Origin of the sequence: Marivivens sp. LCG002 (assembly GCF_030264275.1) — a bacterium.
Lineage (GTDB): Bacteria > Pseudomonadota > Alphaproteobacteria > Rhodobacterales > Rhodobacteraceae > Marivivens.
On the sequence record NZ_CP127165.1, the window covers coordinates 1,072,260 to 1,087,475 of the forward strand.

The 15,216-nt window shown below is 59.9% G+C and carries 11 protein-coding genes; 4 read left to right on the top strand and 7 right to left on the bottom strand.

Going from position 1 to position 15,216, the window contains the following annotated elements:
• Position 1: 1 nt before the first annotated feature.
• Genes QQG91_RS05460 through lptF form a run of 3 tightly spaced genes read right to left on the bottom strand, consistent with a single transcriptional unit; the run spans position 2 to position 4,295 of the window.
• Positions 2-2,098, bottom strand: coding sequence for an LPS-assembly protein LptD (locus QQG91_RS05460; RefSeq protein WP_285771958.1), 2,097 nt, complete (start codon positions 2,096-2,098; stop codon positions 2-4).
• The gene (lptG, locus tag QQG91_RS05465; RefSeq protein WP_285771959.1) at positions 2,098-3,192 is read right to left on the bottom strand and encodes an LPS export ABC transporter permease LptG; all 1,095 of its coding nucleotides are present in this window, start codon (positions 3,190-3,192) and stop codon (positions 2,098-2,100) included. The genes QQG91_RS05460 and lptG overlap by 1 nt, the downstream gene beginning before the upstream one ends.
• The gene (gene lptF / locus QQG91_RS05470; protein WP_285771960.1) at positions 3,189-4,295 is read right to left on the bottom strand and encodes an LPS export ABC transporter permease LptF; all 1,107 of its coding nucleotides are present in this window, start codon (positions 4,293-4,295) and stop codon (positions 3,189-3,191) included. Before lptF ends, lptG begins: the two co-directional genes overlap by 4 nt.
• Before the next feature lie 158 nt (positions 4,296-4,453).
• On the opposite strand from lptF, the gene QQG91_RS05475 reads away from it, so the two are divergent.
• Positions 4,454-5,920 (top strand): leucyl aminopeptidase, encoded by a 1,467-nt coding sequence (locus QQG91_RS05475; protein WP_285771961.1) that lies wholly within the window; start codon positions 4,454-4,456, stop codon positions 5,918-5,920.
• Between the two features lie 3 nt (positions 5,921-5,923).
• Positions 5,924-6,385 carry a DNA polymerase III subunit chi gene (locus tag QQG91_RS05480; protein ID WP_285771962.1) on the top strand — a complete coding sequence of 154 codons (462 nt, stop codon included), beginning with the start codon at positions 5,924-5,926 and terminating at the stop codon, positions 6,383-6,385.
• Here QQG91_RS05480 and QQG91_RS05485 read toward each other — a convergent pair.
• From QQG91_RS05485 to purL, 3 genes are all read right to left on the bottom strand, one after another.
• A complete protein-coding gene (locus QQG91_RS05485) occupies positions 6,382-6,954 on the bottom strand; it encodes a retropepsin-like aspartic protease family protein (protein ID WP_285771963.1) in 573 nt (190 codons plus the stop codon). The two genes, QQG91_RS05480 and QQG91_RS05485, sit on opposite strands and share 4 nt — an antisense overlap.
• A gap of 16 nt (positions 6,955-6,970) precedes the next feature.
• Positions 6,971-7,603, bottom strand: coding sequence for a MarC family protein (locus QQG91_RS05490; RefSeq protein ID WP_285771964.1), 633 nt, complete (start codon positions 7,601-7,603; stop codon positions 6,971-6,973).
• Between the two features lie 83 nt (positions 7,604-7,686).
• Complete coding sequence (gene purL / locus QQG91_RS05495) at positions 7,687-9,846, bottom strand: phosphoribosylformylglycinamidine synthase subunit PurL (RefSeq protein ID WP_285771965.1); 2,160 nt, start codon at positions 9,844-9,846, stop codon at positions 7,687-7,689.
• Between the two features lie 157 nt (positions 9,847-10,003).
• Between purL and QQG91_RS05500 the strand changes: the two genes are divergently transcribed.
• Positions 10,004-10,510 carry a GNAT family N-acetyltransferase gene (locus QQG91_RS05500; RefSeq protein ID WP_285771966.1) on the top strand — a complete coding sequence of 169 codons (507 nt, stop codon included), beginning with the start codon at positions 10,004-10,006 and terminating at the stop codon, positions 10,508-10,510.
• A gap of 236 nt (positions 10,511-10,746) precedes the next feature.
• Here the strand turns inward: QQG91_RS05500 and QQG91_RS05505 are convergent, their stop codons facing one another.
• Entirely contained in the window at positions 10,747-11,673 is a 927-nt protein-coding gene (locus QQG91_RS05505; protein ID WP_285771967.1) for a LysR family transcriptional regulator, read from the bottom strand.
• A 153-nt stretch (positions 11,674-11,826) separates the two neighbouring features.
• Here QQG91_RS05505 and QQG91_RS05510 point away from each other — a divergent pair, with 153 nt between their 5' ends.
• Positions 11,827-15,201, top strand: a complete 3,375-nt coding sequence (locus tag QQG91_RS05510; RefSeq protein ID WP_285771968.1) for an indolepyruvate ferredoxin oxidoreductase family protein — start codon at positions 11,827-11,829, stop codon at positions 15,199-15,201.
• The last annotated feature ends 15 nt before the right edge of the window (positions 15,202-15,216 follow it).

A 15,216-nucleotide genomic window follows, 5' to 3' on the forward strand; every position in this document is an offset into this window, starting at 1 on the left:
TTTATTGTTTACAGGATTGCACTGCGGCAACCCCGACAGGTCCGGCACCAAAGCCGAGCAATTCAATAGATAAACCGAAATCGGTTGTCGGTTCTACTGTAGAAGATGATGTAAAGCGTTTGTCGGCGGTCAGATTGACTTTGATGCATTCATTTTCCCAGCCGAAACCGACCCCTGCGCGTGCGGCTTTGCGCGTGACGATGTCATACCGCCCGTTCGCGGCAAGGGTCCATTGCGCATTGACGCGCACCGATCCGTCGAAAGTCCATTCCGAAACGGCCTGTGTCCGCCCTTCGACCGCATCGGGATCGAGATAGACATAGGCCGCGGTCAGCGCCACGCGATCGTTCGCCCAAGCAATCTCGGCCGAGGCTTTGGCGGTCGAAAGGTCATCTTTGATCAAGGCGCGACCTGCCGCCGAGAATCCGTTGGCAAGCCCGAGACGACCCGCAATCAGCCAGTCGCTCCGAAGGCTCTCGAGCCCGCTCGAGGCGCTGAAGTCGGTCGATGTCCCACGAAACGCACGTCCCGCCAAAAGCCGCGTGGCAAAGCCGTTTTCGTCGAAACTCTGCCAAGCAAGCCCGATGGCCCCGCGCGGGCCGTTTTCCGTCCCATCGTCCCCCGCAAAGCGCCCAAGGCTCAAGAGGTTCCCTTCGTCGAGTTCGGTGCGCACCGAGTCTTCGTTCGGAATCGCGCCTCCATAGGTGCGCGACCATCCGAGCGAGACCACAGGTTCGATGACGTGCTGGAACCGTGCCCCGTTCTTGGCCAAGGGCCAGCGCAGGGTGATCTGACCGCGCGGGGTGGCGCGTGCCACGGGGCGGGTAAAGACCGTATCATCGCGGAACGCATATTGATCAAGGATCAAGCCCGCCTCGCTTTCCACCACAAGGCCGAGAGGGGCGATCCACTGACGATCCCAGCTCGCCCGTGCTCCGAAGTGGAAGATGTCACGCGACGAGGCGGTGGTCGTGCCGCTGCGCACGACGCCTTCGAGTTTGGCGCCGATAACTGCGGTCCCGCCCGCGATGGAGTCGAACTTGCGTTCGCTTTGCCATTCGAACACCGTCGGCGGCGGGTTCGAGTTTTGCAGGGTCGAGGTCAGCGTCGAATAATAGGCCAATTCGACCTCGCTCAGCCGATCGGGAAGATAGCGCGAGAGTTTGATCGAACTGTCGAGGCGGTTCGAGTCGGAATAGCCGTATTGCAGCAAGTAGCCGCTGTCGCTGACGGCGCGCAGCGATAGATCAAGCACATAGTCCTGACCCACGTCGAAACGGCCTTGGGCGTCGATGTAGCTGCGGAGCCGATCCGGAACCAGCGTGTCGCGGCTTGCCGCCGCGTCGACCTGGATTGTGCCGCGATCAAAGGCCTGACGGTATCTCAGCTCGAGCGTCGAGGATGTTTCCGTCAGGAAAGGCGCGATCGTCACGTCCCGCCGCTCGCCCCACTTGATGAAATAGGGGGTCCTGATCCCGATGCCGAGCTGATCGTTGCTCCTGATTTCGGGGATGAGAAAACCGGTCGCGCGGGTCTGGGTTGGATCGGGCATGCGCAAGCGCGGCAGCGCGACAATCGGAACGCCGCGCAACAGGAACTCGGTGTCTTTGAAATAGAGAAGCTTGGCCTCTTGATCGTGGGTGACTTCGCGCGCGCGGATCTGCCAGAGCGGCGCACGGGTGCCGCACACCGCACAAGAGGTCGCGGCGACCTTATAGGCTTGGGTGGTCGAGGTGCCCAAGCGCGTGACCTGATTGGCCGCGATCTGGAGCCGCTCGTTAAGCACAAGCCGCGCGCCGAGCAAAATGCCCGTTTCGAGTTTGGCATCCAGTGTCGCCTGACGCGCAGTCAGGATCTGCCCGTCGTCCGAGGTGATGAGAATAGGCCCTTCGATGCTGAGCCGATCCTCGGTCTGGTCGTAGATAATCCGCTCGGCGCTCAGGAGAGTTCCGTCGAAAAACACTTCGACAGAGCCCGAGGCGAGCAGTTTGCGGTCTGCGGTTGCTTCGATCCGGTCCGCGATCAGGGTCGCGGCCTGTTGGGCCGCAGCCCGGAGCGGCCAAAGAGCTAGAAGCACAAGAAGGAGCGCGCGGAACATTAGCCATCCTCCAGATGCAAAAGCAGGCCAAGGGCCAGAAACAGCCCTGCGATCGGAACCGACCAGACCGAGAGGGCGATGGGAATTTGCCCGTTTTCGCCCAGAATTTTCGAGAAGTTATAGAGGAAATAGATCGCGAAGCTGACGCCGATGCCGCCCATGACCCAAAGTCCCACGCCGCCGCCGCGCTGGTGGCGCATGGTGAACCCCGCGCCGATCAGCACCATCACCATCAAGAAAAGCGGCTGGGCAAGCTCGCTCTGGAACCAGACCTCGTGGCGACGCGCAGCCAGTCCCGCATCGCGCAGCCGCGAGATGAATTGCGGCAACTCCCAGATCGTGATCGAAGAGGGCGAACCGAAGCTGTCGCGGATCTGGTCGGCTGTCAGGGTCGAAGCGAGCGTATAGGTTGCATAGCGTTTTGCATCGGCTTCGGGGTTGATCGTGTCGCTGAGCGGCCAGACTTTGGCGTCCTTGATCAACCATTCCCCGTTCGACAGTTGCGCAGAGGCCGCTTCGATCCGCAGGGTCGGGCCTTGGCCTTCGATGAACGAGATAAAGGTCGCATCCCGCAGCTCGGTTCCGTCGAGGTTTGACCCTTCGGCGCGGATCACGGTTTGCTCGCCGCCGCTGCCCTGACGCAGCCAGAGCGAGTCCTTGGCCACCGAAAGGATGGTGCCTTCCCCGAGATAGACGGCGGCGCGGCGCTCGTATTCCTTGGAGGTCGCGGCAACGATCGGGTTGAAGAGCGCCATCGACAGGCACCCCAGCGCCAAAGCGACAAGAGCGGGCGCGACAAGGGTCTTGAGCGCGGAGCGCCCCGCCGCACGGGTGACGACCAGCTCGGAGCTTTTGGCCAGTCGCAAGAACATATTGATCGCCGCGATGATCATGATGAGCGGCATGAACTGATAGATCTGTCTTGGGGTGTCGAGGAGCGTCATCGCCCCCAGCTCGGTCGCGGCAAGTCCCGCACTTTCCAGAATGCGGATCTGCTCGACCACACCGATAAAACCGACAATCAGGAAAAACACCGCAAAAACAGTGAGAAAGGACATGAAAAAGCGAAGCGCGAAATAGCGGTGAAGGATCATGTCGACTGCCTTCTCAAAAGCGCACCAAGGCTGAAGGGTCGGCCCGAAAGGCTCAAGAGGACCCAGACGATCACGAACCCGAAGAGCGAGGGCACATAGGCAAGTGCCCATGCCTGCGGATACTGCGCGGAAAGGCTGATCGCGGCGCTGTCCACAAGCTTGACGAGGATAATCAGGAACACGGCAAAAACCATCTGACGCCAGACGCCAAAGCGGCTGAAGCCCCCCAAAAGGAGCGTCGCGAAGCCGATCATGCAGGCGGCAATGGTCAAACCGCTCAGAGCGATCCGCTCGTGCCCCAGATAGGTCAGTCGTTCGATGGTAAGACCTGTCGCTGCACTCAGATCCGCATCGGCCTTCAGAAGCGCAGAGGTGGTCAATTCCTCGACCTTGATCGTGCGCGATGGGTTGCCCGTCACAAAGGCGCTCAGATCATAAGAGAAATCGTCGAATTGCGTGACGAGAAGACTGTCGTTTCCAAGCCGAAGGCTCTGGGCCATCCCGTCGATCATCACAAGCTGGGGGCGGTCTTCATTGCGCACCAGATAGGCGCGCGAGGCGGTATAGGTGTGGCGCACCTCGGGATCGCGGGCGTCCGAGACAAAGATATCGACCAACTCGCCTTGGGGTGTCACGTCGCGGATAAAGACAGTCACACCGTCCACAGGTGTCTGGAACTCGCCTTCGGTGAAAAGGCGGGCGGTCAAACTCTCCGAGACTTCGGTAATACGCTGGTAATAGATCTTGAGCGAAGTGGGCACGAGATAATTGGCCAGAACCGCGGTAAAGAGCGCTGTGATCAACGCATAGGCCATCGCGGGACGCGCGAGGCGGAACGGCGAGAAGCCCGTTGCCTGAACCACGACAAGCTCCGAGTCGGCGGCAAGACGGTCGGTGGCATAGAGCGCGGCCGCAAAAGCGGCGATCGGCAAAATCCGCAAGATCACCGCAGGAAGCGAAAGCGCACTGAATTCAAGAAAAACGAGTGTCGATTGGCCGTCCGCAATCAGCCTGTCAAAGAGCTGGACGGCATTGTTGATCCAATAGATCAACACCAGAACAAGCGCGAAAAAGCCGAAAAGCGTCAGCATACGCGACAGCATGTATCTGTCGAATCTTCCCACGCTTCGATTTCCCCCAATTTGCAGTCGTTCTTTGTGCGGACACTAGCCCAATACAAAAGACGATTGAACTCCAATCTGGCAATCGGCGCGGGCAAGGGCTACCTATTGCGTAAACCCGCCGATGAAGGAGCGCCGCTTTGACCGATTTGATTGATGTCCGTTTTGTATCCCATGACGCAACCGCTCTGGCTGCACTTACCGGAAAGCTCGCAATCGTTGTCACGAGCGATGGCAAGCTCGACCTTGCGGGGCGCAAGGTGAACTCGCTCACCCGCAAAACGGTGGAAAAATTCATTTCGGGCGAAGGTTTCGAAAAACTCTCCGAAGGCGAGGTGGCTGAAATTCTCGCCCCAGTCGGGCTCGAGGCCGAGGCGCTGATCATTGCAAAACTCGATCGCCGCGCCGATGCGGAGACCCTGCGCAAAGCGGGGGCTTCGTTGGCAAAACGTCTGGGCAAATCAGGCATCACGCTCGTTGCGCCTGCCTTGAAAAAGGCCGAGGAAGTCGCATTCGGGTGTGCCCTGAAATCCTATAATTACAATGGGCTAAAGACCGAAGCTGTGGCGGAGAAGGGCGCTTTGACCATCGCTCTCACCGATCCTGCCGAGGCAGAAGCGGCATGGAGCACATTGCACGCGGTGGCCCAAGGGGTCTTTCTCACCCGCGATCTGACCAATGATCCCGCCAACGTCTTGACCACCACGGAATTTGCGCGCCGTATCGAGGGGCTGCGCGATCTTGGGCTCGAGGTCGAAATTCTCGCAGAGGACAAGTTGGCCGAATTGGGCATGGGCTCGCTGCTCTGCGTCGGTCAAGGCTCGGACAGCCCGTCCTATGTCGCAGTAATGCAATGGAAGGGTGGCGCGGACGAGGCACCCTTTGCGCTCGTCGGTAAGGGCGTTGTCTTCGACACGGGCGGCATCAGCCTCAAACCCGCTGCAGGCATGGAAGAAATGACCATGGACATGGGCGGCGCGGGGGTCGTGACGGGCGTGATGAAAGCACTCGCGCTGCGCAAGGCCAAGGCCAATGTCGTCGGTCTTGTCGGTCTGGTCGAGAATATGCCTAGCGGCAATGCCACGCGTCCCGGCGATGTGGTCAAATCCATGAAAGGCGACACGATCGAGGTGATCAACACCGACGCCGAAGGCCGTCTCGTTCTTGCCGATGTACTCTGGTATGCCCAAGAGCGGTTCAAGCCCGTCGGGATGATCAACCTTGCGACCCTTACGGGCGCGATCATCATCGCTTTGGGCCACGAGAACACGGGCGTCTTTTCGAACAATGACGTGCTTGCAAGCAAGTTCCTCAAAGCGGCTGCCGACGAGGGCGAAGGCGCTTGGCGTCTTCCGTTGTCCAAGGCCTATGACAAACTGCTCAAATCATCGGTTGCCGATATGAAGAACGTGGGCGGACGTCCCGCGGGTTCGATCACCGCGGCCCAGTTCCTCCAGCGGTTTGTGAAAGAGGAAACGCCGTGGTGTCACCTTGATATTGCGGGGACGGCGTCGGTCAAGTCCGAGACCGCCCTTGCGCCTGCGGGGGCGACGGGCTGGGGCGTCATGGCACTCAACCGTCTTATCGCCGACAACTTCGAAGGCTAAGGGATGGGCGAGGCGTTCTTTTACCATCTGACCGAAGACAACCTTGAAACCACTTTGCCCATTCTGGTGGGCAAGGCGGTCGAAGCGGGTTGGGCGGTGGAAGTGCGCACTTCGAACGCCGAAATGGCCGAGCATCTCGATCTTGCCCTCTGGCAGGGGGGCAAGGACAGCTTTCTGCCGCATGGCGTCGCGGGCGGCGATCATGACGCATTTCAGCCCGTGCTTCTGACCTTGCCCGATCAGGCGGCTGCGAACGGCGCCAGCTGTATCGTCAGCGTCGGCGGGAGCGAGATTTCACCCGACGAAACCCTATCTTCACAACGGGTTATGGTCATATTCGACGGCATGGACCCTGACGCGGTGGCGCGGGCGCGCGTCCAATGGAAATCGCTTACGGGTGGGGGATGCGCCGCGAAATACTGGGCGCAGGACATGGGACGCTGGATCAAAAAGGCGGAAAGCTAACGGCGCAGGATCAGCCGTTCGCCCTGAATTTCGATGCTTTCGAAGCGGCTGAGATAGCTCATCCCGAGCAGCGATCCCGCCATATCTCCGCCGTTGACAACGGCGCGGACATTCCTGTCGCGGAGCCCTTCGACTTCCATGGTTTCAAGCAAGACGGGGGCAGTGGCGACTGTGCCGTTGGCCGTCTGTGCGCGCATCGTGAAATCAAGGCGGCCCAGATCAAGACCGACGCGCTCGGCATCCTCTTGGGTCAGCACGATCTGGCTTGCGCCCGTGTCGACGATGAATGGAACGGTGACACCGTTGATCACCGCATCAAGGTGGAAATGCCCGTCAAAGCGTTTGCGCAGTTCGATGACGCCCGAGGTGTCGCTCACCGCATAACTCGTTTGGGAGTTCTTCTCGTACCACGCGACGCCACCGATGGTGACGGCAAAGATCACCGCCCAAATGCCGACTTGCCGAAAGGTCGTGCCGATCTGACGGCCACGCGCGGAAAAGGCACTCCCTCCGATAAAGAAGAGGAGCAAAAGAAGATAGATGATCGAGGGCCAGTTTGCGGTGTCCATATCACCTAGATAGGGATCATCCGATCAAACCGAAAGTGGCAAGCCCATCAAGAATGAACTGGATGGCAAGCGCGGCGAGCAGCATGCCCAAAAGACGCGTGACCACATCGACGCCCGTCTTGCCCAGCCCGCGCTCGATCAGTCCCGCAAAGGTAAAGAGGATGTAGACGATCACCAGAACGGCAAGCATCACGCCGATCACGGCGGCAAAACCTGCAACGCTGTCGGTGGAGCCCGTGAGAAGGATCATAGAGGCAATCGCGCCCGGTCCTGCGATCAAGGGAATGCCGATGGGAAAGACCGAAGGGTCGTCGTGGTGGTCCTCGGCACTGGCCTCGTCCGCGTTGGATTTGCGGCGGGTCGCTCGTTTCTGGAACAGCATCTCGAGCGCGGTGAGGAATAGAAGGATACCGCCCGCAATGCGGAACGCGGGCATGGAAATTCCGACAAACCCGAGCAAGGCCTCGCCGAAAATGGCAAAGACGATCAGGATGAGCGCCCCCGTCACACAAGAGCGGATCGCAATCGCGCGGCGGCGCGACGGTTCCATCCCTTGGGTCAGAGCCACGAACAAGGGCGTAAGGCCGATGGGATCGATGATCACAAAGAGCGTGGTGAAGGCGGTGATGAGTGCGGTCATATCAGTCATGGCAGGACCCTAGCAGCGATGGCGTAAAAGAAAAGCGCCAGTGAGTTGCCCCACCGGCGCTTTGATAGGTCTTGACGCGGCGTTTAGCCGAAGATCGCGCCGAAGGTGCTACGGAACGTTGCCGAAAGCTCGGCAAGCGGTGCCGACACACCGCCGAAGCTCACGTCCGAGCCGCCGAACTTGCCGACGGTCGCAATGGGCACGCCGGCGGAAGCTGCAGCAGCCATCAGGGCTTCGGCCTGATCGAAGGAAGCGGCGATAAGGTAACGCGCCTGATCCTCACCAAAGAGTGTGGGGGTATCGCCTGCGTCGAGCGTGACGCCCACGCCAGCGGTTTCCGCCATCTCGAAGGCGGCAAGCGCAAGGCCGCCGTCCGAAAGATCGGAACAGGCTTCGATCATTGCGCGGTTGGCGCGAATGAAGTCGCCGTTCGCCTTTTCGGCCGCAAGATCCACATGCGGTGCATCGCCGTCCTCGCGGTTGAACACTTCTGCGAGCAGAGCGGACTGACCGAGGTGGCCGTTCGTCGTGCCGACGAGGAGGGCGACATGGCCATCTTTGGCTTTGCCGAGGATCGCGTCTTCGGTCTTTTCGATAAGACCGACCGCACAGATCGTGGGGGTCGGCAAAATCGCCTGACCATCGGTCTCGTTATAGAGCGAGACGTTGCCCGAAACGATGGGGGTATCGAGCGCAAGGCAGGCTTCACCGATCCCTTTGATCGCACCGACGAACTGGCCCATGATCGCGGGCTTTTCGGGGTTTCCGAAGTTCAGGTTATCGGTGGTGGCAAGCGGCTTGGCGCCGACGGCGGTCAGGTTGCGATAGGCTTCGGCCACGGCCTGTTTGCCGCCCTCGAAGGGGTTGGCTTTGACATAGCGCGGGGTCACGTCCGAGGTGAAGGCGATCGATTTGCCCGTGCCGTGCACGCGGATAATACCTGCGCCGACGCCCGGACGGTTGACGGTGTCGCCGCCCACTTGGGTGTCGTATTGCTGATAGACCCAGCTCTTGGACGCATAGTTCGGCGAGGAAATAAGCGCCTTGAGGCCGTCGATCGGATCAACGCCCGGAACATCGGCCATCGGTGCGGCGGCGGGCGTTTCGACCCACGGGCGGTCGTATTCGGGCGCGGTGGACGACAGTTTGGAGAGCGGGAGATCGGCCTTGCACACGTTGTTGTGCATGATGAGGAAGCGGTCTTCGGCAATGGTCTCGCCCACGATGGCGAAGTCGAGGTCCCATTTGTCGAACACGGCTTTTGCTTCGGCTTCAAGCTCGGGCTTGAGCACCATGAGCATCCGCTCCTGGCTTTCCGAGAGCATCATTTCATAGGCGGTCATGCCTTCTTCGCGGCAGGGAACCTTTTCAAGATCGAGACGGATGCCCAGCTCGCCCTTGTCGCCCATTTCAACGGCAGAGCAGGTGAGGCCCGCAGCGCCCATGTCCTGGATCGAAATCACGGCGCCGGTCTGCATCAGTTCCATGCAAGCTTCCATGAGGCGCTTTTCGGTGAAGGGGTCGCCGACCTGAACGGTGGGACGCTTTTCTTCGATCGTGTCGTCGAATTCGGCAGAAGCCATCGTCGCGCCGCCAACACCGTCGCGGCCCGTCTTGGCGCCGAGGTAAACCACAGGCATGCCGACGCCCGAAGCGGCGGAATAGAAAATCTTGTCCGCATCGGCGAGACCCGCCGCAAATGCGTTCACAAGGCAGTTGCCGTTATAGGCAGGGTGGAAGCGCACTTCGCCGCCCACGGTCGGAACGCCGAAGCAGTTGCCGTAACCGCCGACGCCCTCGACAACGCCGTTGACGAGCTGGCGCGTCTTGTGGTGCTCGGGCGAGCCGAAGGACAGCGAGTTCATCGCTGCGATGGGACGTGCACCCATGGTGAAGACGTCACGCAGAATGCCGCCCACACCCGTTGCCGCACCCTGATAGGGTTCGATGTAGGACGGGTGGTTGTGGCTTTCCATCTTGAAGACGATGGCCTGATTGTCGCCGATATCGACAACGCCCGCGTTCTCGCCGGGGCCGCAAATGACCTGAGGGCCGCTGGTCGGAAGCGTGCGGAGCCAGCGCTTGGAGGATTTGTAGGAACAGTGCTCGTTCCACATGGCCGAGAAGATACCGAGCTCGGTGAATGTCGGTTCGCGACCGATGATTTCCAGAATGCGCTCGTATTCGTCGGGCTTGAGGCCGTGGGCTGCGATCAGTTCATCGGTGATTTGCGGTTCGTCCATGATATCCCCCGGAGGCTGGAATTGCGCACCTCTTAGGGCAAGGAGGGCAAATGGGAAAGAGCGAGACGCCGATTTCAGGCAAAAAATTCGCAAATGCGCCGCTTGCTTTGGCCCATTATTCCAAGCTAACTGGCGGCGGATCACACCGGGATAACAAATGATAATTCGTGACGCGCTTGCCAAAGATGCGGGCCCAGTAGCAGGCATCTACAATCAGGCAGTTCGAGAGACCGTTGCAATCTGGAACGACACCGAGGTCGATGTTGCAAATCGGCGGGCATGGATCGCGGATCGTCAGGTGGCGGGCTATCCTGTTCTGGTGCTGGAAGATGAGGGCGAAGTCGTCGGATATGCGTCCTACGGTCCGTTCCGTCCCTTTGACGGATATAAGTATTCGGTCGAACATTCGGTCTATCTGCGCACAGATTACCATGGGCGCGGTCTGGGGCGTCTCTTGATGGAGAAGCTGATCGAACGCGCCCGCAAGGGCAAGGTTCACGTCATGATCGGCGGGATTGCCGCCGAGAACGAAGGCTCTATCGCCCTGCACCGCAAACTCGGTTTCGAAGAGACGGGGCGTTTGCCTCAGGTCGGGCAAAAATTCGGGCGCTGGCTCGATCTTGTTTTCATGCAGCTTCGAGTCGACGAAAGGCAAGAGCCGTAAGCGCTGTCTTTGATCTGGCGCATGGTCGGCAAATGCTTTTCCCGATTAGATTGGAAAAGCGTTGAAGCAAAAAAAAACGCCGGGCACACAGCCCGGCGAAGTCCAACAGGGAGGTTTGAAGTGATGAGCGCGAAAGCATCATCGGCTTCATTTGTGCACATATTGTGCAGACTATGTTCGATCAAGAATTAATAGGCTCAGTTTTGGTCAACCCCGCTATGCGTCAAGCGCATAGCTTAGAGGGTCTGTGCGGCCTCGGCTGCGGCGGCATTATCGCGAATGCGTTGACGATGCGCGATAATCTCTTCCTGAACAAAGTCGCGGAAGGCCGAAACGCGCCGCGATTGGCGGAGTTCTTCGGGATAGGCGAGGAAGACAGGCACCTCGCCGCTCTCGACATCGGGCAGAACGCGGACGAGCTGGGTGAAGTCCTCGGCAAGATAGTCGGGCAGTACGCCGACGCCCACATTCGCAAGGACCGCCTGAAGCACGCCGAAATAGTTGTTCACGGTCAGCATCGAATGAACGTCGTAGTTCATCAGGTGCTGAACGAGCGAAGCCCCTGCCGCGACTTGGGCAGAGTTCGGGTTCTGGCTGATCAGACGGTGGTGACGCACATCCTCGACCTTTTCGAAGGGCGGGTGCGTGTCGAGATATTCGCGCGTCGCATAAAGCCGCATGCGCACCGACATAAGCCGTTTGCGGATCAGGTCGGCCTGCGAGGGCTCTTTCATTCGGATGGCAACGTCGGCTTCACGCATGGGAAGGTCGAGCACGCGCTCTTCGAGCATGAGGTCGATCTTGAGATCGGGGTATTTCTCGTAGAGCTTGTGCAGACGCGGGGCAAGCCAGAGCGAGCCGAAGCCCGTCGTCGTCGTGACCTTGAGTTCGCCGAACACTTCTTCTTCGCTGTCCTTGATCCGCGCGGCGGCGGCATCGAGACGCTTTTGCATCGAGCGTGTGGCATCAAAGAGTAGCTCGCCCTGTTCGGTAAGGATAAGGCCGCGGGCATGGCGGTGGAACAGCGTGGTTCCAAGCGACTCTTCAAGGGCACGGATCTGGCGGCTCACAGCCGATTGGGACAGGTGAAGCGTGTCACCCGCATGGGTGAGTGAGCCTGCATCCGCAACGGCGTGAAAAATTCTGAGCTTGTCCCAGTCCATAGTGCCCCCGAATAAACAGCCCTAACATACACAAGAATCGCTCAGTACTCTTGTCCCCAAAGTAAATGCAACGGCGTATGTGACCGAAATATTACTTTGTAGGTCAGAGGGTGTGACCTAGGTTTAATTTATAGGCAGTAAAGGGAGATCAACATGCGTCGTGAAGCCGTAACCCTCGAAGATCGATATGATCTGGGAAAGACGCATGTTCTTTTGAACGGAACCCAAGCGCTTGTGCGGCTGATGTTGATGCAAAAGGCCCGTGATGAAAAACGGGGACTGAGGACCGCAGGCTATGTGTCGGGCTATCGCGGCTCGCCCTTGGGTGCGGTCGATATGCAGATGACGCTGGCCAAGGCGTATCTCGACAAGGCGGACATCAAATTCCATGCGGGCCTGAACGAAGATCTTGCCGCCACAGCGCTCTGGGGCACCCAACAAGTGCATTTGCGCGGTGACGGGCGCGTCGATGGCGTTTTCGGCCTCTGGTATGGCAAGGGCCCGGGGGTCGACCGTTCGGGCGATGTCATGCGGCATGTGAATTTCGCCGGAACCGCGCCCTTGGGCGGTGTGATCATGGCGATGGGGGACGACCACACGGGCGAATCCTCGACCTCGCTGCACCAATCGGACATGACGATGATCGACAGCAATATGCCGATCGTCTCGCCTGCGGGGGTTCAGGAAATCCTCGACCTCGGGCTTTACGGCTATGCGCTTTCACGGTTCTGCGGTCTTTGGGTCGGTCTCAAGACCATGAAGGACACGGTAGAGGTGACGTCTGTCGTCAATGGCGATCCCGAAAGGCTCCAGTTCGTCGAGCCCAAGTTCGATGGACCCGAGGACGGGCTTCATATCCGGCTCTATGAATCGCCCGTCTCGCAAGAGGCGCGCACGCTTGATTATCGTCGCAAGGCCGCGCTTGCCTTTGCTCGTGCCAACCGGATCGACAAGCGGGTCTGGGGCGAAAAGGGCGCAAAGATAGGGTTTGTCGCTGCGGGCAAGAACTGGCTCGATCTTGTGCATGCGCTCGACCTTCTCGGGTTTGACGAGCAAAGCGCCAGATCGGCGGGGATCACCACCTATAAGGTTGCACAGGTCTGGCCCTTGGACATGGAGAGCTTCCGCGACTGGGCAGAGGGTCTCGATCTGATCGTCGTGGTCGAGGAAAAGCGCAAACTGATCGAAGGCCAGATCAAAGAGGCGCTCTATAACGATCCCGCGCGTCCCCGTATCTATGGCGGCAAAAAGGAAGCCGAGGTTCTTTTTACCGAGAAATACGCGCTTGATCCCGTCAGCATTGCCGCAAAACTCGGCCAGATCATCGAAGAAGAAGGCTGCGGCTCGGACCGTCTCCGCGCGGGGCTGGAAAAGGTCCAAGCGGGGCTACGTGCCCCCAACGCCCCCCAGATTGCCGCCCGCACACCGTATTTCTGTGCTGGCTGTCCGCACAACTCCTCGACCCGCGTGCCCGAAGGGAGCCGCGCCTATGCGGGGATCGGGTGTCATTACCTTGTACAGTTCATGGAGCGCGATACCATCGGTTCGACCCATATGGGCGGCGAGGGCGCGAATTGGGTGGGGGAAGCGCCGTTCTCCAAGACGGAACATGTGTTCCAGAATATGGGGGACGGCACCTATAACCACTCGGGTGTTCAGGCGATCCGCTTTGCGCTGAGTTCCGAAGCCAATATCACCTTCAAGATCCTCTATAACGATGCCGTCGCCATGACGGGCGGGCAGGGGATGGATGGAGAGCTCACTGCCGAGCAGATCTGCTCCGAACTTGTGGCCATGGGGGTCAAAGCGGTTGCGCTGGTCCATGACGAAAAGGAAGAGGTCGATCGCAAGCGCCTTCCGCCTGTCGTGCGGGTCGAAGAGCGCGCCAAGCTCGATCAGGTGCAGCGCGACATGCGCGAGACCAAGGGCGTCACGGCCATCGTCTATGCCCAGACCTGTGCCGCCGAAAAGCGACGCCGTCGCAAGAAGGGCAAGTTCCCCGATCCCGACAAGCGGGTCTATATCAACCCCAAGGTTTGCGAAGGCTGCGGAGACTGCGGGGTGCAGTCCAACTGCGTCGCGGTGCTTCCGCTTGAAACGCCCTTTGGCCGTAAACGAGAGATCGACCAAAGCGCCTGTAACAAGGACTTTTCCTGTCTCAAGGGCTTTTGCCCCTCCTTTGTCACGGTTGAGGGCGGTATCCCGCGCAAAGCCGAAGCAAAGGCCCTCTCTCTGCCGCAGATCGAAGAGCCGAACCTGCCCGCGATTGCCCGCACCCATAACCTCGTCATTACGGGGATCGGCGGAACGGGTGTCGTGACCATCGGTGCAATCCTTGCCATGGCCGCGCATCTCGACGGCAAAGGCGCTTCGATGATGGAAATGGCGGGGCTTGCGCAAAAGGGCGGCGCGGTGCTCATCCATTGCCGTATCGCCGAACGCCCCGAGGATATCGCCGCTATTCGGGTCGCCACGGGCGAATGCGATGCGCTCATCGGCGGTGATCTTGTGGTGAGCGCGGGGGCCGGCACGCTCGACCTTTTGCAAAAGGGGCGGTCAAAAGCGGTTGTGAACAGCCATGTGGTCATGACCGGCGAATTCACCCGCAAGCGAGATTTCAGCATCCCGAGCGCCGAGCTCGGTGTCGCGCTCGAGGCGCGGATCGGCGAGGCGGCACAGTTTCTCGATGCCTCCGAGATTGCCAAACGGGGTCTCGGGGATACGATCTTTTCGAATATGGTGATGTTCGGGGCGGGATTTCAGGCGGGACTTGTCCCGATCGGATACGAGGCGATCCGCGAGGCCATCCGTCTTAACGGGGCCAGTGTCGACAAGAACCTGATGGCCTTCGAGCTCGGGCGCTGGGCGGTAACGGATTTCGCAGGACTTCAGGCGCAGCTTGCTCCAGAGGCCGCCGAAGCCGCGCCCGACTTTATGACCGAAGCCAAGGCCCATCTTGCCGCCTATCAGGGCAAGCGGCTTGTCAAACGGTTCGAACGTCTGGTGGGCAAGGTCCACGATCCGGTGCTTAGGGAAGTGGTGGCGCGCTCCTATCACAAGCTGTTGACCTATAAGGACGAATACGAGGTCGCGCGGCTCCATCTTGAAACCGCAGCCCAAGTCGAAGCGCGGTTCGAGGGGGTAAGGGGGCTGACCTATCATCTCGCTCCGCCGATCCTTGGGGGCACCGACCAGAACGGTCGCCCAAAGAAACGGGCATTCAAACGCGGGATGACACCGCTCTTCAAGGCGCTGGCAGGTGCGAGACGGCTGCGGGGCACGCCGCTCGATGTGTTTGGCTATAGCGCGGAGCGCCGCGCCGAACGGCGGCTCATCAAAGAGTTCGAGGCCGACCTTCCACGCATCCTCGAAGCGCAGAACAGTGCCGCCGCCCTTGCTCTGGCGGGACTGCCCATGGACATCCGCGGCTTTGGTCCCGTCAAGATGAAGGCGATGGAGGAGGCCGCGCAAAAGCGCGCCGCGCTGCTCGCAAGTCTTGACAGCAAGGAGCTCCGTGCTGCCGAATAGAAAAAGGGCGGTTTC

What these genes read in the sequence shown, in the direction of transcription:
- QQG91_RS05500 (WP_285771966.1), top strand. Translation starts at nt 10,004, where the DNA reads ATGATAATTCGTGACGCGCTTGCCAAAGATGCGGGCCCAGTAGCAGGC.
- QQG91_RS05490 (WP_285771964.1), bottom strand. Translation starts at nt 7,603, where the DNA reads ATGACTGATATGACCGCACTCATCACCGCCTTCACCACGCTCTTTGTG.
- QQG91_RS05460 (WP_285771958.1), bottom strand. Translation starts at nt 2,098, where the DNA reads ATGTTCCGCGCGCTCCTTCTTGTGCTTCTAGCTCTTTGGCCGCTCCGG.
- QQG91_RS05485 (WP_285771963.1), bottom strand. Translation starts at nt 6,954, where the DNA reads ATGGACACCGCAAACTGGCCCTCGATCATCTATCTTCTTTTGCTCCTC.
- lptG (WP_285771959.1), bottom strand. Translation starts at nt 3,192, where the DNA reads ATGATCCTTCACCGCTATTTCGCGCTTCGCTTTTTCATGTCCTTTCTC.
- purL (WP_285771965.1), bottom strand. Translation starts at nt 9,846, where the DNA reads ATGGACGAACCGCAAATCACCGATGAACTGATCGCAGCCCACGGCCTC.
- lptF (WP_285771960.1), bottom strand. Translation starts at nt 4,295, where the DNA reads ATGCTGTCGCGTATGCTGACGCTTTTCGGCTTTTTCGCGCTTGTTCTG.
- QQG91_RS05510 (WP_285771968.1), top strand. Translation starts at nt 11,827, where the DNA reads ATGCGTCGTGAAGCCGTAACCCTCGAAGATCGATATGATCTGGGAAAG.
- QQG91_RS05505 (WP_285771967.1), bottom strand. Translation starts at nt 11,673, where the DNA reads ATGGACTGGGACAAGCTCAGAATTTTTCACGCCGTTGCGGATGCAGGC.
- QQG91_RS05480 (WP_285771962.1), top strand. Translation starts at nt 5,924, where the DNA reads ATGGGCGAGGCGTTCTTTTACCATCTGACCGAAGACAACCTTGAAACC.